Below are 25,689 nucleotides of genomic sequence, written 5' to 3' on the forward strand. Positions count from 1 at the left end.
AGTAAAGCCAAAGATATTTACACCACCGAGGAAAAAGAGCGTCGGGCGTCAAGCGGCGGCCGCCGACCGCTGCTCCTCACAGAGAAAATCAACTAATTGTTAAGATAAGATTTTAAGAGTGGGACAGTAAATATCCTAATTGGTGTCTTATTTTCCCTTTGGTTCAATATCTTTTAGGTAATAAAGTACAGTAGATTAATGGTATTAGAGGTTTGGTATTAATTTAATTGCTTTAATAAAATATTGGAAATCAATCAAATGGTTTTCAACAATAAACCTAACGATATCAATATTGAGTTCCTGATAGTCATGCACCGCTATATTTCTTAATCCCACCATCTTTTTAGGTTTACTGCTACTTCTTCAGGCAGCAATACAGCTTTAAATAACAGTTCAAAGGCGTCTCTACTGGACTGTGGTATGCCTAGTTTTTGTTGTTTATTAACATAATTCGCTAGATCAATTGATGCTTCACAGGCTCGCTGTAAGTTTAATACAATGGAATCCTGACGAGTAAAATCAGTAGATAAGTTATCTGCAACTTCAGCATATACAACATTGATGCGTTGTAAACATCGTTCAATGGTAGCAATTTTATTGATGACTACATCATTCATTTGTCAAACTCATGTGTTGCTTCAAAATATCTGCTCTTTCGACATTTAAATGCTGATACATTGACATAACCTGCATTTCAAATACAGCCACATAGTTTGCTGCATCATAAATACACATTCCGTGATGGATCACTTGGTTTTGCATAACAGTAGAAGCACTTAATAAATCTACTAAATCAACATCGTTTTTTAATGCTATTGCCAGTTCATTTTGCCATTGCCAACGAGCAACAGGGTCAAACTTACTTGCTCCTAATATGGCAATATCAATATCACTTTGCGAATTCGACTGCTCATTTGCTTGAGAGCCAAATAAATATATCAGCTTAATGCCCTGACACTGTTCCAATACTAGTGAACGAATGTCATTAATTAACTTCTCCTGCGATCTCACAGCCATAAAAGTACCAAGCTCTAAATTGATTGTGTTTTAGTTTACCCATACAGCTAGCGAATACCAAACAAAGAAAACAAATTGCAAAGCAGTAGACGGTAAATAGTGGCTAGTAGATAGAAAAAAAGAGCGTTTACACCACCGAGGAAAAGGACCGTCGGGCGCCGACCGCTAAGCTTCACAGAGAAAATCAACTGATTTTTAAGATAAGATTTAAAGAATAGAACAGTAAACATACGACTTTTTTTGCCTTTTTTTTATCTTTTCATCTTTCCTCTGCGCGCGGCACCCGGTGATCTCATTGTCCTCGGTGGTAAAAAAATTATTTTGTTTAAAATCTTTTAAGAACTATTTTGGTTTTAAAGGCTATTTATAGCCTTCGGGATTGTTTGCTTGCCAATTCCATGAGTCTTTGCACATTTCTGCGAGTCCTCTGGTGGCTGTCCATCCCAGAGCTTCGCTGGCCGTTTTAGGGTCGGCATAGCAAGAGGCAATATCACCTCCTCTGCGGGGAACAAATTGATATGGGATAGCTTTGCCGCTTTGTTTTTCAAACTCTTTGACCATATCTAACACACTATATCCCTGACCTGTGCCGAGGTTGTAAGTCACAATACCTGGGCTTGTGTATAGTTTATCTAAGGCTTTTAAGTGACCTGCTGCCAAGTCCTCCACATGGATATAATCTCTGACACCGGTACCATCTAGTGTGTCATAGTCGTTACCGTAGATAGAAAGCTGTTCACGCTTTCCAGTGGCAACCTGGGTAATAAAGGGCATCAGGTTGTTGGGTATACCATTGGGATCTTCACCTATACGTCCAGATGGGTGTGCTCCAGCTGGATTAAAATACCTCAGCAGTGCTATGTTCCAGTCGTTATCTGATTTGTATAAGTCTCGTAACACCAACTCAACCATCAGTTTTGACATACCATAAGGGTTAGTTGGTTGTCCTGTTGGCATATCTTCACGAAGTGGCAGTTCAACAGGATCGCCGTAAACCGTTGCCGATGAGCTAAAAACAAGGTTTTTAACACCAAATTTGTTCATTGCTTCACATAACTTTAACGTGCCATAGACGTTGTTGTTATAATAATTGAGGGGCTTTTCTACCGACTCACCTACTGCTTTTAAACCAGCAAAATGAATAACCGCATTGATTTTATGTTTGGAAAAAAGTAATTCTAAAATGGTGTGGTCGCGGATGTCTCCCTGAACAAAAATGGTGTTTTTGCCAGTTAACTCTTCCACACGATTAAGGGATTCCTGGGAAGAGTTACACAGATTATCCAACACTATCACTTGATTGTCAGCCTCTAATAGCTGCAAAACAGTGTGACTACCAATATACCCTGCACCACCTGTTACTAAAATTGTTTTCATCATTTATCTCCTTCAGTACGGGGAATAGGTTGAGCAATATATTTAGCACACATAGCGTATTGTACTGGTTTAACAATTAAAGGGTAAAGTAACGTGACTAACAATGCCCAAAAAATAGCCATCCAATTAGTCGCCATTTGAATTATAAGGATAAACACTGGGATCACGACCAACATTTTCAACACATTAAGGAATAATTTTTCTGGTCCAATTAATTTTTTTTGAGCTGTTTGCATTGCCGCTAATCTTTCGGTCAGAGGTAAATGCTGTAGTTGAGGAATTTGTTTAGTCGAAAAATACAACTTCATATGAAATGTGACCTGCTTGTAACGATTAAAAAGCCCAACTAAGTTAAAACTTAGACGGGCATTGATGTTAATACTTAGTGTAAATTAAGAGTGTAAATTAATTAACGGTTTGTTCTTTCAGTCCATCACGATTTTCATCTTGATGCTCTGCCAGTTTCTCCCACTTCTTAGTTTTAAATGTAAATAAGAAGATGACAGCACCAATTGAAATAGTAAATAAACTGATTTGTAAGTAAAGATTAGGCATATCTTCGACCTTATTAGGATCAAAGTTACCTGCTAGCAAGCCAGCCACTACGTTTCCGATAGAGTAAGTGAGTACAAACACCCCCATCATCTGACCAGCAAAGCGTTTTGGTGACAATTTACTGACCGCTGATAATGCAACCGGACTCAAACATAGCTCACCTACAGTATGCAAAAAGTAAGTAGCGATAAGCCAATAAGGAGCAACCTTTAAACCCGTGGCAGCCACTTGTGCTGCAAAAAACATCACTAAAAAGCCTGAAGCCATAATAATCAAACCAACAGCACATTTTAATCCGTACGACGGGGTGATCATCTTTTTAGCCATGTTTATCCACATTGCTGCGAAAAAGGGCGATAAAATAACAATAAACATAGAATTAGCAGATTGAAGCCATTCAGGCGGAATTTCAAAAGTACCGATAATTCTATCGGTATAATTTTGCCCAAATAGATTCAATGATGAACCCGCCTGTTCAAAACCAGTCCAGAAAAATATAGACGCGATACACACTAAAAATAAAGCCCCTAGTTGACGCTTTTCGTTAGGTGAATTGTTACCAAGAAAAAATATAGCAGCAAAATAACCTAGAAATAAGACAGTCGCTAAAATGGCAAATTTTTGAGCAACAACAACTGCATTGAATGCCATTAAATTGTTCATCAGCATATAGGCAACCACTACAACAGCGAGCAAAAACAAACCTATAATCGACCAACTGATCTTTGCCGCTTTAGGTGACAACTTAACGGTTGGTTCAGCACCTGCACCGTCTAACTTGCCAAGGGTCATTTTATATAATACTAAGCCTATAGCCATGCCTACAGCAGCAGCACCAAAGGCCCAATGCCAACCATTATTAATGCGTAAATACCCACAAACTGCATAGCCTATAACTGAGCCTAGGTTGATACCTAAATAATATAGGGTGTAGCCACTATCACGTCGGTTGTCATCACTGGCATAAAGTTGCCCTACCATGGCACCAATATTGGGTTTTAACAAACCCGTGCCTAATACCACTAAAATTAGCCCTATGAAGAAGGTATAGTCATTGGGTATTGCCAGTACAATATGGCCACACATTATGATTATTCCGCCATACCAAACTGCTTGTTGTCCGCCAATTAAACGGTCGGCCATCCAACCACCAGGTAATCCCATTAAATACACAGAACCAGTATAAAGACCATAAATAGCAGTTGCCGAAGCAACAGTGATTGCTAACCCACCTTCTTGAATTGATGCCGTCATAAAGAGCACCAGCATGGCACGCATGCCATAGTAACTCATTCGCTCCCACATCTCGGTTAGAAATAATGTGGAAAGCCCCCCTGGATGGCCCAGAAAATCTTTTGTTTTGGTGTTTGTTGTTGTCATATACCCTACCTTTTATTTTTTATTATTTTTTGAGCCCGACTATGATGGCTAATTTTTTCAATGCATAGATTATTTAATGGTTAGTGCAGTGATTAATTAACTGAGACCAAAAGAGCAGCCTGTTTTATACTAGAGCTAAACCAACAAAACAACATCCATGTGTTTTGGTTAGTTAATCAGGTACTCTTTACACAACAAGATGATGCGTAAGTTGTTTTATTTCAAAACGTGTATTTTTATGACTCTTGTCTGTTATTGGCTGATTAATTTTATATTAACCATTTATCTCAAATTCTAATTCAGTTATCCTAATAAGCTTTGATAATGATTGGATAAAGTTGTCTTTAGCTTTTGTTTTATACGGATAGTAGCATGTTAAGAAAGTTTAAATCGTCTGTGTTTTTATTGTTGATATTGGCGTCTAGTAGTAGTGTTTATGGTCAATCATTTACTCCCAACCCGCAACAAATTGAACAATTCAAAAACATGTCTCGCGCAGAGCAAGAAGGACTTGCTAGGCAAATGGGCATTGATTTATCGGCAATAGGCTCACCCGGCAGTAACACTGTGCAAGTTCAGCAAGAATCTAGGGTAGAGAGAGATGTCGATGCCAACAGCGTGGCCCAGCGGCTGGCAGAGCAAAGTGCCAGTCAATCCAAAACCGCCAAATTAAAGCCTTTTGGTTATGAGCTTTTCACTTCTTCGAGCGCGTCTTTCGCACCATCGGCCAATATACCGGTGCCAGCCGATTATTTGATGGGTCCTGGTGATAGCATCCGCGTACAGTTATTTGGCAAAGAGAGTGCTCAATTTGAGTTGCAAGTCAGCAACGAAGGGCTGATCCAAGTACCAAATTTGGGGCCTATGAGTGCAGTAGGCTTAAGCTACAGCGAATTAAAACAACAGTTAACCGAACGTTACAACGAGCAAGTGATAGGGGTAACCCCTACTATTAGCATGGGTGAATTGCGCACTATTCAAGTTTATATTGTCGGTGAGGCATATCAGCCAGGGGCATATGTAGTTAGCGCGCTTTCAAGTATTACCAATGCCTTGTTTGCCAGCGGCGGGGTTAACGAAGTTGGCTCCCTTAGGCATATCGAGCTTAAACGGGGTGGCAAAACCATTAGCGAGTTTGATCTCTATGATCTGTTGGTTTTTGGCAGAACAACCCAGGACATCCGCTTGCAACAAGGGGATGTGATATTTATCCCTATCGTTAAAAAAATTAGTCAGTATAGATGGCAGTGTTCGTCGCCCTGCCATTTATGAAGCTAAAGATAATGACGATATGGCTAGCATGGTGAATATTGCAGGTGGATTGCTCCCCACAGCTGCAGCGAGTAGTTTACAAATCGCCAGAAGTACCCCAGCTAAAGGATTGCAGGTTAATACAATTGATATGCTAACTAAAGCCGGGCGTGGATTTTCCCTTGAAAGTGGCGACTTTATTAATGTACCCGCCGCCAGCAACGAATTTACCAATGCGGTGGTCATTCTGGGTGCTTATGCCACCCCAGGTTTAACCCAATGGACAGCAAATTTAAAATTGTCAAAATTAGTCGATAAACACAGCTTACTCAACACCAGTGATGTGGATTATGCCCTGGTGATTCGCGGCGACAAGTTTACCCGCCAAACTGAAGTCATACAATTTGAGCCAGCAAAAGTATTATCAGGTGAATATGACTTAGCTTTACAAGCCTACGATAAAGTAGTCTTGTTTAACCGCTTTACGCCAGTAAAACCTGAGCCAGAAGTACCTGATTGGATGTCGCCGGGGCAATACGCACAGCAAAATGGTGCTCGCTCCCAAAAGAGTGACAGCAACATCGCAAAATACGAAACCACACTTCGTGAGCAACCCCCGATGCGTAAACGTAACAATAACGCAGACGAGAACGAAGATGAATTAGCGGATGACGAGCCTAACTACTTGCAAAAACTGGAGTTGGCCAGCTTTACCGAAAAATATTTGATACTCAATGAGACCAAATATTATTCCCGTGAAGAGTTGCTAGAGCCTATTATCACCCGCTTACAAAACGAGAGTAATCAAGGCTCCCCAGTAAAATTGGTCGAAATTACCGGCCAGGTCAAATTTCCGGGTATTTACCCCGTACAAAAAAACGCTAAAGTGCGTGATTTGCTATTAGCTGGTGGCGGGCTATTAGAATCAGCGTATTTGCAAAAAGCCGAAATTTCCCGAACTGCGCTGGATACCGATAACGCGCTGAAAATACAGCATATCGAAATAGACCTGGTAGATACTTTGCTGGGCAAATCAACCACGAATATATCGCTGCAAAGCAAAGACACGCTGAACGTGTTGCGCACACCTGATTGGCAAGAAAACAAAAAGGTAGAGCTTTTGGGTAAAGTAGTCTTTCCAGGTATTTATCAAATTAAAAAAGGTGAGACCTTAGCCCAGTTGATTAAGCGTGCTGGCGGCTTAACCAGCGACGCCACAGTCAAAGCGGCTATTTTTACTCGAGAAGAATTAAAAAAGCGGGAAAAAGAAAACCGAGATAGAGCAGTGGAAAACTTACGCCAACAAATTGCCTCTACCAACTTCACTGGTAGCCAAAACGTGAAAACGATCGATTATCAAGAAGCCAGCCTGATATTGGATGAATTGTTATTGGTGGAGCCAGTAGGGCGTTTAGTTATCAATCTGCCTGCACTTATTGCCGGTAACCCAAGTTCAGATATTACCCTTAAAGATGGTGATAAAGTGTTTGTACCCAATATATCGTCGTCGGTTTCTGTAGTAGGTGAGGTATTTGTACCGACTACCCATATGTTTACCCAGGGTATGGCACTTGATAATTACATTCAATATTCGGGCGGTGTTACTGAGCGTGCAGATAATGGCAATATTTATATAGTTAAAGCAGACGGCTCGGTAGCAATTCCCAACGATTCATTCTGGTTTAACACACAAGAGCTTATATTAGAGCCAGGGGATACCATAGTGGTGCCTAGAGACGTTACTAACTACGAACGCCTTGGGTTATGGCAAACCATAACTCAAATCGCTTATCAGTCTGCTATCGCCTTAATCGCGATAGGTAATCTGTAATTGTTGCTAAATATGTATTTGAGTAAATAATATGACTGATAATAAAAACAACCAGACACCTCGTGACAATGTGCAATACGTGGCGATATCACCAGATATGTTACAGCCACAAAATAACCCTGATGATGAAATTGATTTACGTGAATTATGGAATGCTATTTGGAGTGGAAAATGGATTATTATTGCGATAACCGCAATATTTGCCATTGCATCTGTTTTTTATGCACTTAGTTTACCCAATATATATAAATCTGAAGCGTTACTTGCGCCTGCCCAAGATGAGCAACAAGGAGGATTAGGCGCATTATCAGGTCAGTTTGGTGGGCTTGCATCGTTAGCCGGTATTAATTTAGGAGGGGGTAAATCTGATAAAACTGCCTTGGCGATTGAAATCATAAAATCTAGAGAGTTTTTTGCTAAGTTTGTAGAAAAACATAATATTTTGCCCGATTTAATGGCAGTCAAAGAGTGGGATCTATCCACCAATTCAGTTACCTATGACGCAGAGATATATCTGCCTACAAATGACGAGTGGCTTCGCCAAGTTAAACCACCTAAGCAAGCGAAACCCTCGATGCAAGAGGCAAAAAAGGTATTCGATGAGTTGTTAAGTATTGCCAAAGATAAAGAAACAGGCATGGTGAATATCAGTGTTGAACATTATTCACCTTATGTTGCTAAGCAATGGGTTGACTGGTTAACACAAGATATTAACCTCAATATGAAAAGCCGTGATAAGCAAGAAGCTGAAAAGAGTATCACCTATCTTCAAACTCAAATCGATAAAACTACTATATTTGAACATAAAACTTTATTATTTCAACTGATTGAAGAGCAGACTAAAACCTTGATGTTTGCTGAAGTGCGTGATGAATATGTGTTTAAAACCATCGATACGGCTTTGGTCCCAGAATTAAAAGCTAAACCCAAGCGTGCACTGATTGTGGTTTTGGGTGTATTGCTGGGTGGGATTTTATCAGTGATTATTGTGTTAATACGTTATTTTGCTAGCAATAAAACCACAAGTGACGACAGAGAAACTCAGCGTTAATGAGTGTTGCTTTAGGCCTTGATGTTAAAGACGATTTTACTTGGATAACGTCAAAAAAGCTGCGGCCTGAATTAAAAGACACCTATTTAAAATACCAAAAATTAAAGTCTTTGCTCGGTAGAGATTTTTTATGGCTTAACTTTTATAAGATTAATTAGGAAAAATACGGATGTTAGTCGAAGAGACCTTTAAAACCATTGTTGCCTCAACGCCACTAGTCTCGATGGATTTATTGGTTCGAGACCCCCAAGGTAACATTTTCTTATGAAAACGCGTTAATCGTCCCACACAAGTTGCCTGGTTTGTTCCTGGTGGCAGAGTCTTAAAAGATAAACCCATTGAACAAGCTTATAAGCGTTTACTCAAAATAGAGTTAGTCATGGATAAAACATCAAGCTGTTTTAAGGGCGTTTATCAGCATTTTTTGTGGATGATTTTTCTGAAGAAGCCTTCACAACACATTATGTTGTGTTGGTCTATAAAGTTATCTTTACGGGTAATATTGCCTCATTACCCGTTGCTCAACATAACGATTATCGATGGTTTTCAAAAATGGCGTTGTTAAATAATGACGATGTCCATAAGCATACCAAGTGGTATTTTCAAAAAGACAAACAAGCTGATATCTTGATGTCAAATTTAAAAGTAGGAATATAGATGATCACTTCCGTTATTATGGCAAGGGACTCAGGCTCTCGTTTATGGCCACTTAGTCGCTCTTTATACCCAAAGCAATTTCTTGCTTTAACGGGTGAGCAGACCATGCTTCAGGAAACGCTACAACGCTTATCTAACCTCAACGTTAACGCACCGCTGGTTATTTGTAACGAAGAGCATCGTTTTATTGTTGCAGAGCAATTACACGCGTTAGATAAAACGGGTTTTATAATTCTAGAGCCTGTTGGTCGAAATACGGCACCAGCAATTGCATTGGCCGACGAAGTGACAGTAAATGACAATGATCCTTTATTACTTGTGTTAGCCGCTGATCATGTTATTCAAAATACCGACACTTTTACTGAGGCGCTTAATAACGCGATCCCACTTGCCCAAGCAGGTAAACTGGTAACGTTTGGTATTTTGCCTACACAAGCCCATATGGATACGGTTATATAAAACGTGGCAACAATGTATCGGATTCAAGTGGCTATGACGTAAACGCCTTTGTAGAAAAACCTGATCCGCAGACAGCGGCCAAGTATGTAGAAAGTGGTGAGTATTACTGGAACAGCGGCATGTTTTTAATCAAAGCAAGCCGTTACTTACAAGAGCTACAAAAATATCGCCCTGAAATATTTAACGTATGTAAAAAAGCATTAGAGCATACCACCCACGATATCGACTTTGTTAGATTAGACGCACAAGCGTTCTCAGCTTGCCCCGATGAGTCAGTAGATTATGCGGTAATGGAAAATACCACCGATGCAGTAGTGGTGCCATTAGACGCCGGCTGGAATGACATTGGCGTTTGGTCTGCTCTATGGGAAGTCAATGAGAAAGACGAAGCGGGTAATACAACCTTTGGTGATACTATTTTACAAGAGACAAGCAACAACTTAATTCATGGCGGTGAACGTCTTATAGCCACGGTTGGGTTAGATAATATCGTTATCGTCGATACGAAAGATGCGTTGTTGGTGGCATGTAAAGATAAAGTACAAGACGTTAAGAAAATCGTCGAAAACTCAAGGTGGAAAAGCGCAGTGAATTCAAAGTTCACCGTGAAGTGCACCGACCATGGGGTAAATACGATACTATTAATAACGGCGAACGCTGTAAAGTTAAACGAATCACGGTAAATCCAGGTGACAAATTATCTATTTAAATGCACCATCATAGATCAGAGTATTGGATTGTCGTTACAGGTACAGCCAAAGTGACTAATCGCGATAAAACGTTTTTATTGTCTGGAAATGAATCCACTTGTATTCCGTTAGGTCAAATACACGCATTAGAAAACCCCGGTGTATTGCTGTTAGAGGTAATAGAAGCACAAACAGGGTCATACTTAGGTAAAGATTATATCGTACGATTAGATGATTTTTACGCCGAGTTTAAAGATATAGTGTGTAAATCAAAACTTATTGCTGACGATTATTGCTAACAACTACATTAATATAAATAATAGTGTTGTTAAAATTTTAAAAACATACAGACGTTGTAAAAATACATGTTGGATAAAACAATAGTAAAAAATATATCTTCGTTATTCAGTATTCGTGTAGCTGGCTATATTATTCCTTTAATAACTCTTCCATATTTGGTTCGTGTGTTAGAGCCTATAGGTTATGGTAAGCTAGGTTTTTGCTTGGCAATTATTCAATATTTTATTATTGCAGTTAATTATGGTTTTGATTTGTCAGCAACTCAAAAGATTGCACAGAGTAACGACGATAAATTGAAATTAAGTCTAATCTTTTGGAATGTTATAGCTGTAAGAGTCTTAATTTCACTTGCAGGTTTGATATTATTATTTTTATTATCCATTATATTCGAAAATATAGCCTCATTGTTACCTACTTTGTTATGTGCATATGTCGCTGTTTTTGCTGCTGCATTATTTCCCCAATGGTTATTTCAAGGTAAAGAGCAGTTGGGTACCATTTCTATTATTCGAATAGTGCTTCAAGTGATACAACTTCCCTTTTTATTTTTATATGTAAAAAGTACTGAAGATATTTGGTTGGCAGCGTTGTTATCTTCAATGCCCTCTCTTATTATCGTGGCTTTTTCTGTATGCCTAATAGGTAAAAGACACTGGATTACTTGGGGTAGACCTTCATTAGGAGGGATGAAAAAAGAATTACAGGATGGGTGGTACCTGTTTTTATCAACTGCAGCAATTGGCCTTTACACTACGAGTACAACAGTTATCCTCGGAATTATCGCGGGCCCTGTTAGTGTCGCTATTTATATCTCAGCAAATAAATTATTACAAGCTGCGCAGGGTATATATTCACCGATATCGGCATCGTTTTATCCACGCATTAATAATTTAATGAGTAAAAATAAAACTGAAGCATTAGAAATGATAAGGTATTTAATGAAGGTACAAACGGCAATAACTTTTGGTATAAGTATTTGTCTATTTATATTTGCGCCCTATGTCGTTAACCTTTTATTTGGTCCTGAATTTGAACGAAGCTCTTCAGTTCTTAGAATTATGAGTGTACTACCTATAATTATAGGATTAAGTAACATTTTTGGCGTACAAGTTCTTCTGTCATATGGCTATAAAAAAGAATTTTCTACTATATTATTGATATCTGGCTCTATCAGTTTGGTAACATTAATACCGCTATGTTACTTCTATCAATCTGAAGGTGCTGCTATTTCAGTAGTTATAACTGAATTTATTGTCACTGCTTTGATGTTAAAATATGTTCTAAGTAAAAAAATCCCACTATTTAAGAGAGTTATGATTAATGAAATATGATTATGTTATCGTTGGCTCAGGCCTATTTGGTTCTGTATGTGCCTATGAGTTAACTAAGCAAGGTAAAAAAATACTTGTATTAGAAAAACGTTCTCATATAGGAGGCAATATATTTACAGAAAACGTAGATGGCATACAAGTCCATAAATATGGTGCACATATATTCCATACCAATGATAAATACATTTGGGATTACGTTAACAGCTTTGTTGAGTTTAATCGCTTCACTAACTCCCCTATGGCAAATTACGAAGGTGAATTATACAACCTTCCTTTTAATATGAATACTTTTTATCAACTCTGGGGAACAAAGACTCCAGAAGAAGCCAAAGCGAAAATAGCAGAACAATGTAAAGAAATGGATGGCAAAGAGCCTTCTAATTTAGAAGAGCAAGCTATCTCTTTGGTTGGACGTGATATATACGAAAAGCTAATAAAGGGTTATACAGAAAAGCAATGGGGAAGGGATTGTAAAGACCTTCCTGCATTTATTATTCGTCGTTTACCTGTCCGTTTTACTTACGATAACAATTATTTTACTGACCGTTATCAAGGCGTACCTATTGGCGGCTATACAAAGTTAATTGAAGAAATGCTTAAGGGAGTTGAGGTTCGCTTAAATGTTGATTACTTGAAAGACAAAGATATGTATCAAAATCTTGCAGACAACATAATTTATACAGGCCCGCTTGATGAATACTTTGATAAAAAATTAGGTAACTTAGAGTACAGATCTCTAGAGTTTAAAACAAAAGTATTACCACAAGAAAATTTTCAAGGTAACGCCGTTATTAATTATACCGAGCAAGATATTCCTTTCACTAGGATCATAGAACACAAACACTTTGATCCGGTTACTACCAAGCATACCGTCGTCACTGAGGAGTACCCGTCTGAGTGGAAAGAAGGTGATGAGCCTTATTACCCTATAAATGACGATGTAAATATGAAACTATTTAAGCAATATCGTGAATTAGCTAAATCTGAAAATGTTATTTTTGGCGGTAGGCTAGCGGAGTATAAATATTATGATATGCATCAAGTTATACGATCAGCTCTCAATACAATAAATAAAGAAGACGAATAAAAGTGACAAATTTTTATGTATTATGCCCTGGTAACAGTGTGACTGGAGGCCCTGAATTAATCCACCAATTCGTAGATGTAATAAACAATCAAGGAGGAAGTGCCAGTATTTTGTATTATCCGTTCGAGGATGACTTTTCAATCCCTTATGCATATAAAAATTATAATGTAAAAGTTACTAAATATAATGACAATTTCAGAAAAAATTCTACAGATGTTATAGTTGTTCCTGAAGTTGCTACTCGTTACATTTCACTATTTAAGGGGAAGAAGGTTTTCATTTGGTGGTTATCAATAGATAATTATTTCAAACCTACACTTAGTACTACAGTAGGTAAGATTAAATATGTTATTAAGAAAGTAATTAAGCACAAAAGCCTACCTGTAAAACTGACGGACATGAGAGATTATGGCCACCTCGTTCAAAGCTACTATGCCAAAACGTTTTTAGAAAATTACGGTTACCAATCACTCCCTTTATCCGATTACTTGAATGAAAACCACTTAAATCAAGACATTGATCTACAAAAGAAAAAAATATAATATGTTATAACCCAAAGAAGGGGGTAGCAGTAACCGATAATCTAAAAAATAATTATCCTAACTTTACTTTTAAAGCAATTGAAAATATGAAAGCAAAACAAGTTTCTGAATTGTTAAGTGAATCAAAAATATATATTGATTTTGGTGAACACCCAGGTAAAGATAGAATTCCAAGAGAGGCCGCTATGGCAAAATGTGTTGTTATAACGGGTGTAAAAGGCAGCGCGAAAAATAAATATGATATTGAAGTTCCTGATAAGTATAAAATTGAAGAAAATTCAGAAGTTTTCATTAATACAGTTGGAGAGCTTATATCGGATATCTTCGAAAACTATGAAGCGAATTTGTCAGACTTTACTTCTTATATTGAAAAGATAAAAAAAGAGAAGGAAGTATTCCAAGAACAGGTTTGCCAGTTTTTATCAAATGAAAATAAATAGCTCTAAAATCTAGGCTCAAGGTATTTATAAGTCATCATTTTAGCTATATCTCTGTTTCATTATATATTTCTGCATTTGCAAAAGTAATCGTTGTTATTATGACTTTAATCAAAAAGTAGTTAGGTTTATTTGTATATTATGGAAAAAACACAAGCACCTCCGCATACAAAATTAACAATATTAGTTGTTCTTTACAATATTGAAATCCTTGAGTCTGAAACAGTGAAAAGTTTAATTTTAACTTCCTTAGGTATCCAAAGTGTAAAATTACTTATATGGAATAATGGTCCTGATTATTTAAAAGTTAGCGATGTTGAACCGTTAAAGAAAGTTGGCTTTGATGCAGAGGTAATAGAGACAATAGGTAATGAATCATTAGCAGTAATTTATAATCACTTTATTCATAGATACAGCAGTGAAAATTATTTGATACTCGATCATGATACTGTTTTAAATGATATTTACCTTGCGGAGACATTATCATCAAAGTCATCAGAGTTATCTGTCCCTACGATAAGAATGAATGGAAATATTGAGGGGCCTTATTTAAATAAATCGATTATTAAGTTTCCGCAAAGGCTTAGTACTAGTGATCACATTATGGCTATAGGAAGTGGCTTAGTTATAGGCAGGGAAATTGTACAGGAAATAAAGGCTTCATATAGTAGTGTGTTCGATGAACGTTTTTATTTATATGGTGTAGACTCAACATTTTTTCATCGGGTCAATAAACTAAAGTTAGGTAACCGCGTGAAAGTAATTTCAGGCTTCGAACACTTTTTGTCGAGACTCGAAAGTGAACCGGAAAAATTGAAAGCCTTTAGAAGAAAAGAAAGAGCATATGACAGTGGGTTGCAGTTTAAGTATTATTATTCATTTTTAAGATCGTATTACCTGTTTTCACGACTTTTATTAGATTGTATTATCAACAAAGTGTTAGGTAGGTCTCAGTCAATTAATTATCTAGACTTGATGGCAGCCTTCTATAACGGCGTACATTACAGAAAAGATCACTAAAGTTTCCCCCTAAGTGAGTACGAGAGTTTCTATTATGAATAAAAAAACTATTCTAGTTTTAAATACCCTATATTGGCCATATAAAATTGGAGGTGCTGAATGCTCGGTACAAATACTTGTCGAAGGATTAAGAGCCCAGGGGCATGATGTAAGGGTTATATCTACTACCGAAAAAAGCAGTGTAAATAACTTAAATAAGCGTGATAGTGAAACCAGTTTTAATTACGGTAATATATATTGGCCATTCGACGGAAATGAACACGGTATATACAGGTTAGGGTATCATCTTATAGATTCATATAATCTTCTTGGGTTTTATCGTGTATACAAAGCCCTTAAAATAGTAAAGCCTGATGTATTAATAACAAATAATTTACAGGGCTTTTCATCATTTTCTTGGTTAGCTGCACTCATTAATAGTACACCGATAATTCATATAATTAGAGATTATGCTCTTCTGTCGGTAGACCCTAGTCGAGAAAAAACAAAAAAAATACCTTTTCAAGTATTTGACTTCTTTATGAGGTGGCATTATAGATATCTCTTAAAAAAAGTTCATAAGGTTATTGGAATATCTCAATTTATTTTAAATGAGCATCAGCGATCCGTTAACATGTCGAAAAATCAATGTGATGTTCTGTATAATCCGGTTGTCTGTCCTGAAATATCAGCTAGCAGTAACCATAAAGGTAAACCTATTGTCGGATATATTGGTCGTGTCTCAGAGGAAAAAGGTATTGCTTGGCTGTTAAATAGCCTTGTTCAACAAGACACTGAATTTTCACTTAACGTTATTGTTGCTGGAGAGGGGCCAATATTATCACAATTGAAATCTGAATATGCAGGGCAAGTGACGTTTTTAGGTAAGGTAGAGCCTAAAGAGTTTTTTTCTTAAAATTGATTTATTGGTTGTTCCTTCTAAATGGGCTGAACCATTTGGGCGTGTAGTTATTGAAGCGTATTCATACGGTATCCCTGTAATCACCACCAATATGGGGGGGCTTCCTGAGATTATTTATCCTGCTCATAAAGATAACTTAATGTTTGAACCTTTTGATGAACATGGGTTTAAGTTCATCATTAAATAGTGCCATTCTTAACATAAGGAATGAAACACAATCCCAAAAATTAATCGATTATGCCGCTTTGTTTTCTGTAGAGTCTTATAACTAAAAATGTTAACCGCATTATCGATGATACTTTAGTTATTTAATATGAGTAAGCTTAAAAATATTCAATTAATTTTTTTCCAGTTATTGTTACTTCTATCTGGTTTATCGTTAGTAATGGTTCTACTGAAAGGAGCTGTTAGCCCATTTTTTGGTCTATACAAAGAGTTTTTCTGTGTTGTCATTATTTTATTAGGGATAAATAAATTAAAGTTTAATTATGTTTTTTTTGTTTTCATTTTAATATTTTTTATCTATAGTATTTCCAGTATTATCTCTACACAAGTTTACCGTCCTCTAGACTTGTATTTTTATATCTACCAATTTAAAATTGAATTTTTTTATATCATATTGATTTTTTCATTGATAAGTATGACTAGATGTCATGGTGATACTGTAGCTGCTTATGAAAGATTCAAGTCTATAATGTTTTTTCTAGTTATTATTAATATTTTATTGGCAATCAGCCAACATATATTTTTTAATGATGTTATTAGGATTCTGGGATTTAAAGGGGACGTAAATGGACTTAGAGCAGAGTTTGGGGGGATTGTTATACAAACTCAGAATGGTCTTTTTCGCTCAATAGGCACCTTTAGCACTCCTATGGCCTTAGCTGAATTCTTAGCGTTTTGCCTTGTATTTTGTGCTATCAATATAAAAAAGCCGGTTATAAAAAATTTATTTGTATTAATATGTTTAGTCAGTATTTATTTTACATCTTATAAAACGACATGGACTTATTTACCGGCACTTTTGTTTTTTATATACATGCCAACAAAATCACATAGAATTTTTACCAATATTTACTCTATTAGCTTACTTGTCTTTGGTTTTTTATCAACCCATACTTATTTTATGTATGATTTTTTTTTAGATATTTCACCGGCTTACGCGGAATACAGTATAAGGTTAAGAATAGAGTTTGTAGAAAGAATTTTTTACCAAATGACGCATTTCACTCAATATTTTTTTGGAGCAGGGTATGGTTTCAATGGGGGTCTACTAGAATACTTACCTGGCTCAGTACCATTAGATAGTCTTTATATATATTTGCTGTCTAATTACGGTCTAATTTCTATTTTTACGTTAACACTTTTTTTCATCGTGACTATATGCAGGATGAAAAATTTAAAATATAGTGTTTTTAATGACGGAGATTTAGGTCTATTTATAATTAAGAATTACATACTTATTATGTTATCAGCAAACTTATTCTGGAATAACCCTATTGTAAATTACCCTTCTTTATTTTTTCCTCTTGTCTGTTATATTTTACTTATTAAAAAGAGAAAGCATGAAAGACGTTCTTTGGATTATGCCACCTAAAAGACTAATTAATAGTGGAGTGTATAAATACAGTGACTTGATAATAAACTCAGCCCCTAACATTCAAAAATTACACCTTCCGAATAATAAACTTCGTTATATTTTTCAATTTTTAATTCTTCCATTTATCTTAATCTTTAGTTCGATGATTTATAAGAAAGTTATCTTTGCAGAAGAGGGGTACGGATTTTTAGTACCTTTCTTTTTAAGAGAAAAAATTATTATAGTGCATGACATCAGAACTAGTGACGAAGTTACCTCATTTAAAGAATGGTTAAAATCAATATACATTAAGTTAAGTCTTCTAGGGATAAGATATTCCAATAAGATTATTTGCGTGAGTAAATTTACTGAAAATAGCTTGAAATCAAATAATATATGTGATTTTTCTACTACCTCTGTTAGCGTGATTTATAACGCCATTGAAAAAGAGGTTCTACTTACTGATGGTACAGTAGATAAAAAACTGGTTGATTTTGTTAATAATGCAAAACAATTCCCGAATAAAGTCGTTTTTTTGTATGTTGGTTCGGATGAAACTAGAAAGAATACTATTGCCCTCGTAAAAGCGCTCAATAGTGCTTCACCAACTTTTAGTAAAAATATCTTTTTATTAAAAGTTGGTCGACCTATTAATGAAAGTAATTTTGAACTTGTTAACAAACAGCTTGTGTCCAGTAATAATATTACAGGATTCTTGTGCCTTTCAGAAGTTTCCTCCATTGATTTAGATTATGTTTATTCTATGTCTGATGTGTTTATTATGCCATCTACATTTGAAGGGTTTGGGCGTACGCCAATCGAAGCACAATGTTATGGGTTGCCTGTAATATCTACTGATGCTGCTGCATTAGCAGAGGTCTTAGGTGATTCTTGCATCCGGATTCCAGCCCCATACGGTAGCGAACAAATTAAATTTGCAATAGATAAATGGCTATCTTGTTATAATAATCAAGATTTAATTTTGACAGGACATCAAAATGCTCAGAGATTTTCGAAAGAGAGTGTTGTGAAGCAATTTAAAGAGTTTATACAATGAAAAAAATAGTGATTTTAACCCCAAGATTTCCATTCCCTGTTATAGGAGGTGATCGTTTAAGAATATATTTCTTGTGTAAAGAACTAAGCAAGCACTTTAGTTTAACTCTCCTCAGCCTTTGTGAGTCTAAAGAAGAAATGGAAATGGATGTATCTGATGATACAGTCTTTGATAATATAGAAAGGGTTTATATGCCTAAATGGAGATCGTATTTTAATTGTCTCTGCTGTTTACCGACAAAGACTCCTTTACAAGTAGCTTATTATAAAAATAATGAATTTCAAAAAAAATTAATCACGTTATCCAAAGTAAATGATGCTGTGTTTTCTCATTTGGTTCGAGTTTCTGAGTATACAAAAAATATAAATTTACCGAAAATCATAGAATTAACAGATGCTATCTCAATGAACTATGAACGAGTATCGGGTCTAGCTAAATCTTTTGGTTTTAAAAACTTAGTATACTCATTGGAACAATCACGATTAAAAAAATACGAAAAATCAATAGCAACCAAGTTTGATTATTCGGTATTAGTATCTCAAATAGACAAAGACTATTTATTTCACCCTGACGACGCCGTTTATGAACGAGTTTTAGTCTGCTCTAATGGTGTCGATACACAGACATTAAGCTATGAGTATGGTAAAGGCTATAAGCAACTTATATTTATCGGGAACCTATATTCTATCCAAAATCTTGATGCCGCTTATTGGTTTGCTAAAAATGTAATGCCGTCCTTGAGAGAAATAGATGATTATACCTTTAAGATTGTAGGTAGAATAAAATCAAATGACGCAAAAAAATTTGATCAATTTGATGCTGTTTATTTAACTGGCTCGGTAGAGTCAATTTTAGATGAAGTTAGAGGCTCTCTGGCTGGGATTTGTTCAGTTCGACTCGGCGCAGGGGTTCAAAATAAAATACTAGAGTATATGTCTCTAGGTATACCTACAATTACTAGCTCTACAGGTTTAGAGGGAATAGAAGCCACACCAGATAAAAATATTTTAGTAGCAGATAAACCTTCTGAATATATTAATGCAATATTAAAGTTGAGTAAGGATGCTACATTTGCTGAGACTATTTCTTTAAATGCTAGAAACTATGTAGTATCTAAACATTCATGGGGTACTAGAGTTTTACCCGTAATTAAAGCATGTAAATCACTGCTTATTGATAACCATATCGAAAGCTAATTATAGAAAACTTATTTAAGGTCGGATTATGCACAAAGGAATAATTCTAGCGGGAGGCAGTGGTACTCGCTTATATCCATTAACTAAAGTTGTTAGTAAGCAACTAATGCCAGTTTACGATAAACCTATGGTTTATTACCCTCTCGCAACATTAATGCAAGCAGGTATTCAAGAAATACTAATAATATCTTCACCTGAAGAAACGCATCGTTTTGAAAATCTTTTAGGTAATGGTGAAAATTTTGGTGTCTCTATTTCTTACAAAGTACAACCTAGCCCTGACGGTTTGGCTCAAGCATTTATTCTTGCAGAAGAGTTTCTTGTAGGTTCTGCTGCAGCGCTCGTACTTGGCGATAATATGTTTTATGGCCATGATCTGACTAAGTCATTACAGAACGCTAATGCTCAACAATCTGGCGGAACGGTGTTTGGCTATCACGTAGCGAATCCTCGATCTTATGGTGTGGTTGAATTTGATGATACTGGTACTGCAGTGTCTATTGAAGAAAAGCCGTCGGAGCCAAAGTCTAATTATGCTGTTTCTGGTTTATATTTCTTCGATAAACGCGTAGTGGAATTTGCGAAAAATGTTCAGCCTTCTGCCCGTGGTGAATTAGAAATAACGGATGTAATTGATCAATATTTAAAGGCAGGTGAGTTAAAGGTTGAAATTATGGGGCGTGGTACAGCATGGCTTGACACCGGTACTCATGACGATTTACTCGCTGCAGCCAATTTCATTTCGACTATTGAGAAGCGACAGGGTCTAAAAGTTAATTGCCCTGAAGAAGTCGCATATCGTAATGGTTGGTTGAGTGAAGATAAGTTACGTGAAATAGCCAAACCTTTGCTTAAAAGTGGTTATGGTGAGTATTTAATTAAACTGATTGAAGAGCGTGTATTTTAATGCGATATATCGATACTGCTATTGCGGATGTTAAAATAATCGAAGCGAAAGTTTTTGGTGATGAACGTGGTTTTTTTATGGAAACCTTTCGTGTTGACGAGTTTACTAAGCACTGTTCACAGCAAACCTTTGTACAAGACAACCACAGCAAATCAAGTCACGGAATTTTACGTGGCTTGCATTATCAGCTGAAAAATACGCAGGGCAAACTAGTCAGGGTCACATCAGGCGAAGTTTATGATGTTGCGGTTGATATGCGTAAATCATCACCTACTTATGGCCAGTATGTTGGCGTGGTACTTTCTGGCGACAATAAGCGGCAATTATGGGTGCCAGAAGGCTTTGCTCATGGCTTTTATGTTATGAGTGAGTCGGCCGAATTCGTTTATAAGTGTACCGATTATTATGCCCCTGAGCATGAAGTGTCATTATTATGGAACGATCCAACATTAAATATTCAATGGCCGCTACACGATGGCAATACGCCTTCGTTATCTGCAAAAGATGAAGTAGGACTGTTGTTTAAACATGCGCCAACATTTAAATAAATACTTAGTTAAATTGATAAATAATGACAAATAACAGCACATCGAAAATAATCGTTATTGGAAAGTCTGGCCAACTTGCTTGGGAATTAAGTCAACTTTCAACACCTGAATGCACAATAGTCTGTTTAGGTCGTGATGATGTTAACGTGCAAGATATTCCTGCCCTCGTTAATTGTTTAAAGCAGCATAACGCAGTTGGTGTTATTAATGCCTCAGCTTACACCGCAGTTGATAAAGCTGAAAGTGATGTTGACAATGCTTTTGCACTTAATGCCAATGCTGTTGGTAACTTAGCGCAGGCGTGTAAAAATGTGTCGGTGCCATTTGTGCATATATCAACAGATTTTGTCTTTCATGGTGATAAGGGCGTACCTTATTTACCCGGTGACGACATCAATCCGTTAGGTGTTTATGGCGCGAGTAAAGCGCAAGGTGAACAGTTAATTGCCAATATTTACCCCGAGCATAGCGCTATTATCCGCACGTCTTGGGTGTATTCAACACATGGTAATAACTTTGTAAAAACGATGCTCAATCTCATGGCGTGTAAACCTGAACTAGGGGTTATTAGTGACCAAATTGGTACACCAACTTACGCTAAAGGTTTAGCGCAAGCCTGTATTGCCAGTTTAACCAACCAAGTTGTAGGTGTTCATCACTATACTGATACCGGAGTGGCGAGTTGGTTTGATTTTGCTGTGGCTATTCAAAATATCGGTGTTGAACTGGGTTTATTAGATAAAAAAATTCCAATCAAGCCTATTACTACTGCGCAATACCCAACGCCAGCTAAACGCCCACATTACAGTGTGCTAGATAAAAGCAGTTTAGTTAACGCTATGCCGGAGATGTCGCTAGTGCATTGGCAAGAACAGTTAACACATATGATGACCGCGTTAAAAAATGAACGCGAAGCATAGTTAAATTATATCATTTTTTAGAGATTTTCATGAAAAAATTATTAGTTACAGGTGGTGCAGGTTTTATTGGTGCCAATTTTGTACATTATTGGATGGCAAAATATTCAGCCGATAAAGTTGTGGTACTCGACGCGCTAACTTATGCAGGCAATATTGCTAATTTAGATAGCGTAAAAGACGATGCTAACTTTAATTTTGTCCATGGCAATATTTGTGACCAAGCCTTAATTGAGACATTACTGGTTGAACACAGTATTGATACCTTAGTGCATTTTGCGGCAGAATCTCACGTTGACCGTTCGATTACAGGCCCTGATGCCTTTATCGAAACCAATATTATTGGCACTTATAGTTTACTTAAATCGGCTAAAAAAGTGTGGTTAGATGGTAAGAGTATTCTTGAAGGACATCGCTTTCATCATGTGTCTACCGATGAAGTTTATGGCACGCTTTCACCTACCGACCCTGCTTTTACAGAAAGCACGGCTTATGCGCCTAACTCACCCTATTCGGCCAGTAAAGCCGCTAGTGATCATTTAGTGCGAGCTTATCACCATACATATGGGTTAAATGTTACTACCAGTAATTGTTCAAACAACTATGGGCCGTTCCATTTTCCTGAAAAGCTTATTCCTTTAGTTATTACTAATATTTTGCATGATAAAGCGTTGCCAATATACGGTGATGGTCAACAAATTCGTGATTGGTTATACGTTGAAGACCATGCTTACGGCATTGATTTAGTCTTACAAAATGGCCGAGTTGGTGAAAATTACAATATTGGTGGCGATAATGAATGGACAAATATTGATATTGTTAAAACCATTTCAAAATTGGTTGAACAAGAATTTTTGAAAAATAAAGACTTAGCGACTCGTTTTCCTGCGGCTAAAGCGGCGATGGCGCAAAACACTGAGTCACTTATTAGTTACGTTAAAGACCGACTTGGCCACGACCGTCGTTATGCTATTGACGCGACCAAAACTATTAATGAGTTGAGCTATAAGCCTAAAGAGTCGTTTGAAACAGGTATTGCTAAAACCGTTGCTTGGTATTTGAATAATGAAGCTTGGTGGCAAAGTGTGATGGATGGCTCGTACCAAAACTGGATAGCAGAGCAATATTCATAAACACTGCCCGCAGCTAAAAATATTTGAAGTATGTAAAATATGTAAATCTAAAGAGGGCAGAGTCTGAGGTATCCCACAAAATAAACAGGTAAGTGATTTTTTAAATATTTGAAATATTCACGGTACTTGGTGGTCAGATTCATCGTCAAACATCACTAAAGACCCACACCATGAATTAAGTTGTTATTTTGAAGAAGCTTCTTACAGCTATCACGCCTAAAATGCTTAAAGTTATTCGAGCGTCATTTCATTACTGGTAGCTGTTAAACTAGTCGTCGTGCTCACTTATAAAGCTTGCTTATTTTCGAGATTATTCGTCTCGGGACTAAGGTGCACTTCTTGGGGTAATTCCCAATTTCGGGTGTTGCCGATTCAACGCTCAGGATGTCTGTTTTTCGCCGATTCATATATCGCGTGTCATTTACTGTCACTTTATCGTTATTGGCCTTATGACGGTGTTTAGACGTCATAAAGGCAATGCCAATGTAACAATGTCGAATATTATGTCAATGCTCGAATCTCAGCACCCATCCCCGAATTTTGTTACGGGTAGGTGGGATATTATTGGTGACATGTCCGTTATTTACCACGCATCTTATATCTGAAAACCAATACTTTATCGCAATGCTATAGAGCTAGTTTCTGTATGAAGTGGTGAAGAAAGTGAGATGATTGAAGTTTTATTCTCTTGATTTCAAACCCGACAATCAAGTTTTCTCGACTATTTTGATTCTTTACTACACATGGTATTAAATAATCTATATTTGGAAGTTCGCCAGTAATGTTGCTGTATGAAAACGGCTCAGTGTTTTAAGTGATATTTTTTATTTTCATTAAGTGACTTGAGTAATTTCGACGTGCTAATGGCTGAGCGAATAGGTCTGAAATATTTACCAACGCTTGTCATCTTATTAAACGTGGAATAACGGTAAATAGTGATGCAATTGGCAAGTTCTTTAATCGGTAATTCACTGCTAACAGGTGATACATTGGTCACAACAACGATGACGTTAAAGCCCAACTTCACATAGCTATCTGCAATGTATTTTAAGCTGTTTTCTACTCCACCAATATCAGGTAAGTCGGTGTTACTAGAAATAATATTGTTTTTTCATCTTTATTTCATTAGGCATTTTCTTAATATTACTCAAACGTTCCAATAAGTTTATTGGCACCGGCTTGAACTAATAAACTTGTTGATACCAAGTAACTTAAAATCATTGCGTTGAAGTAAACGTACAGACTCAGTATAAATTCATATCGGTATAAGTGGCGATAATATTAAAAAGAACAGGTCACCCTTTTCTTACCCATCTAGATATTTTCCATACATGCATAAATACATAATCGTAGAGAACAAAAAAACCAATAAATACAAATAACATAACGAATTCAGATATATCCCAATATTCGCCGGCTAGCCCAAATGCTGCAAATGTTGCGGAGGCAATACCTATTAAAATTAACGCCGTTTTTGAAGTAAGACCAAAGCGCATGAATATATGATGCAAGTGGTCTCTGTCTGCTGACAATGGTGATTTACCTTTTTTGATACGACGATGCATTACAGAGAACATGTCCATTAATGGAATGGCGATCATCCAGAGTGCTGTTACAGGTCTAAAACTGGGCTGGCCATTTTGTGTGCCGAGCACAAGCAGCCATATAATTGTTAGACCAATCATCATGCTTCCAGCATCACCCATAAATATTTTACCAAATATACGACGCAGTCCTCCCAAATTAAATAGTAAAAAGGCAGACAGAGCCGATACAAATGTGGCAGAAATGGCAAACAATTCTAAATTACCACCCCAATAAAAAAGGACACACAAGCTTGAAAAAGTCACTATACCTAATACGCCTACTAAACCGTCAATACCATCGGTCATATTAAAGGCATTAATTGCAGTGGCTACAGCTAGCAGTGTGATGGGTATAGCTAATAAGCCTAGTTTTACGTTTCCAAAACTAAATAAATCACCCATATCATAAAGCGCATGGCCAGCACCCATTACCAGTATTGATGCTATAAGCAATTGAGCAATAAGCCTTATCTTAGCACTGACGTCGTAAAAGTCGTCTAGTGCACCTATGAGAACCATAAATGAACAGGAAATTAAATATAAATTGACTAGCTGTGAGCTAGGAATGAAAAGTTGTGACATAACTAATAAAGTAAAGTATATGGCTATCCCCCCTATTAGAGGTACATCACCCAAATGCTTTTTGCGTGAGTCTGGACGATCGACCAAACCTATATTTGCCGCAATCGGCCGCAAACCTACAATAGTTAGACATGCTAATAAAAACGCGGATATAAAAATAACCTCGTAACTAGATATTAATTCCATTAAGTACCTCTTTAAATCATTCAAATATCATAGCACGCTATGTATGACTAAATATTCAATTTATCCCTGCCCCGCAGGTTTTTGTTTCTATGTTGTTAACAATTATTCATTAG

General features: G+C 36.8%; 21 protein-coding genes and 3 pseudogenes. 18 read left to right on the forward strand and 6 right to left on the reverse strand.

All coding sequences use genetic code 11. The features are described from left to right. Positions 1-204: 204 nt before the first annotated feature. From hepT to C427_RS06600, 5 genes and pseudogenes are all read right to left on the reverse strand, one after another. A pseudogene (gene hepT / locus C427_RS06580) lies at positions 205-617 on the reverse strand (type VII toxin-antitoxin system HepT family RNase toxin). After that, positions 610-1,017, reverse strand: coding sequence for a type VII toxin-antitoxin system MntA family adenylyltransferase antitoxin (gene mntA / locus C427_RS06585; RefSeq protein WP_007634884.1), 408 nt, complete (start codon positions 1,015-1,017; stop codon positions 610-612). The pseudogene hepT and the gene mntA overlap by 8 nt, the downstream one beginning before the upstream one ends. Positions 1,018-1,377: 360 nt before the next feature. Continuing rightward, positions 1,378-2,394 (reverse strand): UDP-glucose 4-epimerase GalE, encoded by a 1,017-nt coding sequence (galE, locus tag C427_RS06590; protein WP_034898539.1) that lies wholly within the window; start codon positions 2,392-2,394, stop codon positions 1,378-1,380. Continuing rightward, a complete protein-coding gene (locus tag C427_RS06595; RefSeq protein ID WP_007634888.1) occupies positions 2,394-2,702 on the reverse strand; it encodes a DUF6170 family protein in 309 nt (102 codons plus the stop codon). The genes galE and C427_RS06595 overlap by 1 nt, the downstream gene beginning before the upstream one ends. A 97-nt stretch (positions 2,703-2,799) precedes the next feature. After that, positions 2,800-4,329 (reverse strand): peptide MFS transporter, encoded by a 1,530-nt coding sequence (locus C427_RS06600; protein WP_034898542.1) that lies wholly within the window; start codon positions 4,327-4,329, stop codon positions 2,800-2,802. Positions 4,330-4,701: 372 nt separating this feature from the next. Here C427_RS06600 and C427_RS06605 point away from each other — a divergent pair. The 18 genes and pseudogenes from C427_RS06605 (at position 4,702) to rfbB (ending at position 23,222) form a co-directional block, all read left to right on the forward strand. After that, positions 4,702-7,411, forward strand: a pseudogene (locus tag C427_RS06605) (SLBB domain-containing protein). Between the two features lie 31 nt (positions 7,412-7,442). Then, positions 7,443-8,462 (forward strand): Wzz/FepE/Etk N-terminal domain-containing protein, encoded by a 1,020-nt coding sequence (locus tag C427_RS06610; protein WP_007634896.1) that lies wholly within the window; start codon positions 7,443-7,445, stop codon positions 8,460-8,462. Between the two features lie 426 nt (positions 8,463-8,888). Beyond that, the gene (locus C427_RS27235; protein WP_007634901.1) at positions 8,889-9,119 is read left to right on the forward strand and encodes an NUDIX hydrolase; all 231 of its coding nucleotides are present in this window, start codon (positions 8,889-8,891) and stop codon (positions 9,117-9,119) included. Further along, positions 9,120-10,566: pseudogene (locus tag C427_RS06620) on the forward strand (mannose-1-phosphate guanylyltransferase/mannose-6-phosphate isomerase). A 66-nt stretch (positions 10,567-10,632) separates the two neighbouring features. Continuing rightward, a complete protein-coding gene (locus tag C427_RS06625; RefSeq protein ID WP_007634903.1) occupies positions 10,633-11,898 on the forward strand; it encodes a flippase in 1,266 nt (421 codons plus the stop codon). Further along, positions 11,888-12,985 carry a UDP-galactopyranose mutase gene (gene glf / locus C427_RS06630; protein ID WP_007634905.1) on the forward strand — a complete coding sequence of 366 codons (1,098 nt, stop codon included), beginning with the start codon at positions 11,888-11,890 and terminating at the stop codon, positions 12,983-12,985. The genes C427_RS06625 and glf overlap by 11 nt, the downstream gene beginning before the upstream one ends. 38 nt (positions 12,986-13,023) lie before the next feature. After that, positions 13,024-13,527, forward strand: coding sequence for a hypothetical protein (locus C427_RS06635; protein WP_041250445.1), 504 nt, complete (start codon positions 13,024-13,026; stop codon positions 13,525-13,527). 86 nt (positions 13,528-13,613) lie between these two features. Next, positions 13,614-13,967, forward strand: a complete 354-nt coding sequence (locus C427_RS06640; RefSeq protein WP_015430597.1) for a hypothetical protein — start codon at positions 13,614-13,616, stop codon at positions 13,965-13,967. 138 nt (positions 13,968-14,105) lie between these two features. Then, positions 14,106-14,984 (forward strand): glycosyltransferase family 2 protein, encoded by an 879-nt coding sequence (locus C427_RS06645; protein WP_007634909.1) that lies wholly within the window; start codon positions 14,106-14,108, stop codon positions 14,982-14,984. A 34-nt stretch (positions 14,985-15,018) separates the two neighbouring features. Then, positions 15,019-15,879, forward strand: coding sequence for a glycosyltransferase (locus tag C427_RS06650; RefSeq protein ID WP_015430598.1), 861 nt, complete (start codon positions 15,019-15,021; stop codon positions 15,877-15,879). Between the two features lie 10 nt (positions 15,880-15,889). Next, positions 15,890-16,072 (forward strand): glycosyltransferase, encoded by a 183-nt coding sequence (locus C427_RS28765; protein ID WP_015430599.1) that lies wholly within the window; start codon positions 15,890-15,892, stop codon positions 16,070-16,072. A gap of 126 nt (positions 16,073-16,198) precedes the next feature. Further along, positions 16,199-17,482, forward strand: coding sequence for a hypothetical protein (locus C427_RS06660; protein ID WP_015430600.1), 1,284 nt, complete (start codon positions 16,199-16,201; stop codon positions 17,480-17,482). Further along, on the forward strand, positions 17,451-18,521 hold the full coding sequence (locus tag C427_RS06665) for a glycosyltransferase (protein ID WP_007634915.1): 1,071 nt from the start codon (positions 17,451-17,453) through the stop codon (positions 18,519-18,521). The genes C427_RS06660 and C427_RS06665 overlap by 32 nt, the downstream gene beginning before the upstream one ends. Further along, positions 18,518-19,717, forward strand: coding sequence for a glycosyltransferase (locus C427_RS06670; protein ID WP_007634916.1), 1,200 nt, complete (start codon positions 18,518-18,520; stop codon positions 19,715-19,717). The genes C427_RS06665 and C427_RS06670 overlap by 4 nt, the downstream gene beginning before the upstream one ends. A 28-nt stretch (positions 19,718-19,745) precedes the next feature. Next, positions 19,746-20,624 carry a glucose-1-phosphate thymidylyltransferase RfbA gene (gene rfbA, locus C427_RS06675; RefSeq protein ID WP_007634917.1) on the forward strand — a complete coding sequence of 293 codons (879 nt, stop codon included), beginning with the start codon at positions 19,746-19,748 and terminating at the stop codon, positions 20,622-20,624. Beyond that, complete coding sequence (gene rfbC / locus C427_RS06680; protein ID WP_007634918.1) at positions 20,624-21,172, forward strand: dTDP-4-dehydrorhamnose 3,5-epimerase; 549 nt, start codon at positions 20,624-20,626, stop codon at positions 21,170-21,172. The genes rfbA and rfbC overlap by 1 nt, the downstream gene beginning before the upstream one ends. 23 nt (positions 21,173-21,195) lie before the next feature. Beyond that, complete coding sequence (gene rfbD, locus C427_RS06685; RefSeq protein WP_007634919.1) at positions 21,196-22,092, forward strand: dTDP-4-dehydrorhamnose reductase; 897 nt, start codon at positions 21,196-21,198, stop codon at positions 22,090-22,092. Positions 22,093-22,121: 29 nt separating this feature from the next. Further along, the gene (rfbB, locus tag C427_RS06690) at positions 22,122-23,222 is read left to right on the forward strand and encodes a dTDP-glucose 4,6-dehydratase (protein WP_007634920.1); all 1,101 of its coding nucleotides are present in this window, start codon (positions 22,122-22,124) and stop codon (positions 23,220-23,222) included. Between the two features lie 1,295 nt (positions 23,223-24,517). On the opposite strand, the gene wecA is transcribed toward rfbB, so the two are convergent. Further along, positions 24,518-25,576 carry a UDP-N-acetylglucosamine--undecaprenyl-phosphate N-acetylglucosaminephosphotransferase gene (gene wecA, locus C427_RS06700; RefSeq protein WP_007634922.1) on the reverse strand — a complete coding sequence of 353 codons (1,059 nt, stop codon included), beginning with the start codon at positions 25,574-25,576 and terminating at the stop codon, positions 24,518-24,520. Between the last annotated feature and the right edge of the window lie 113 nt (positions 25,577-25,689).

The sequence above is a fragment of the Paraglaciecola psychrophila 170 genome, assembly GCF_000347635.1.
Taxonomy (GTDB): Bacteria; Pseudomonadota; Gammaproteobacteria; order Enterobacterales; family Alteromonadaceae; genus Paraglaciecola; species Paraglaciecola psychrophila.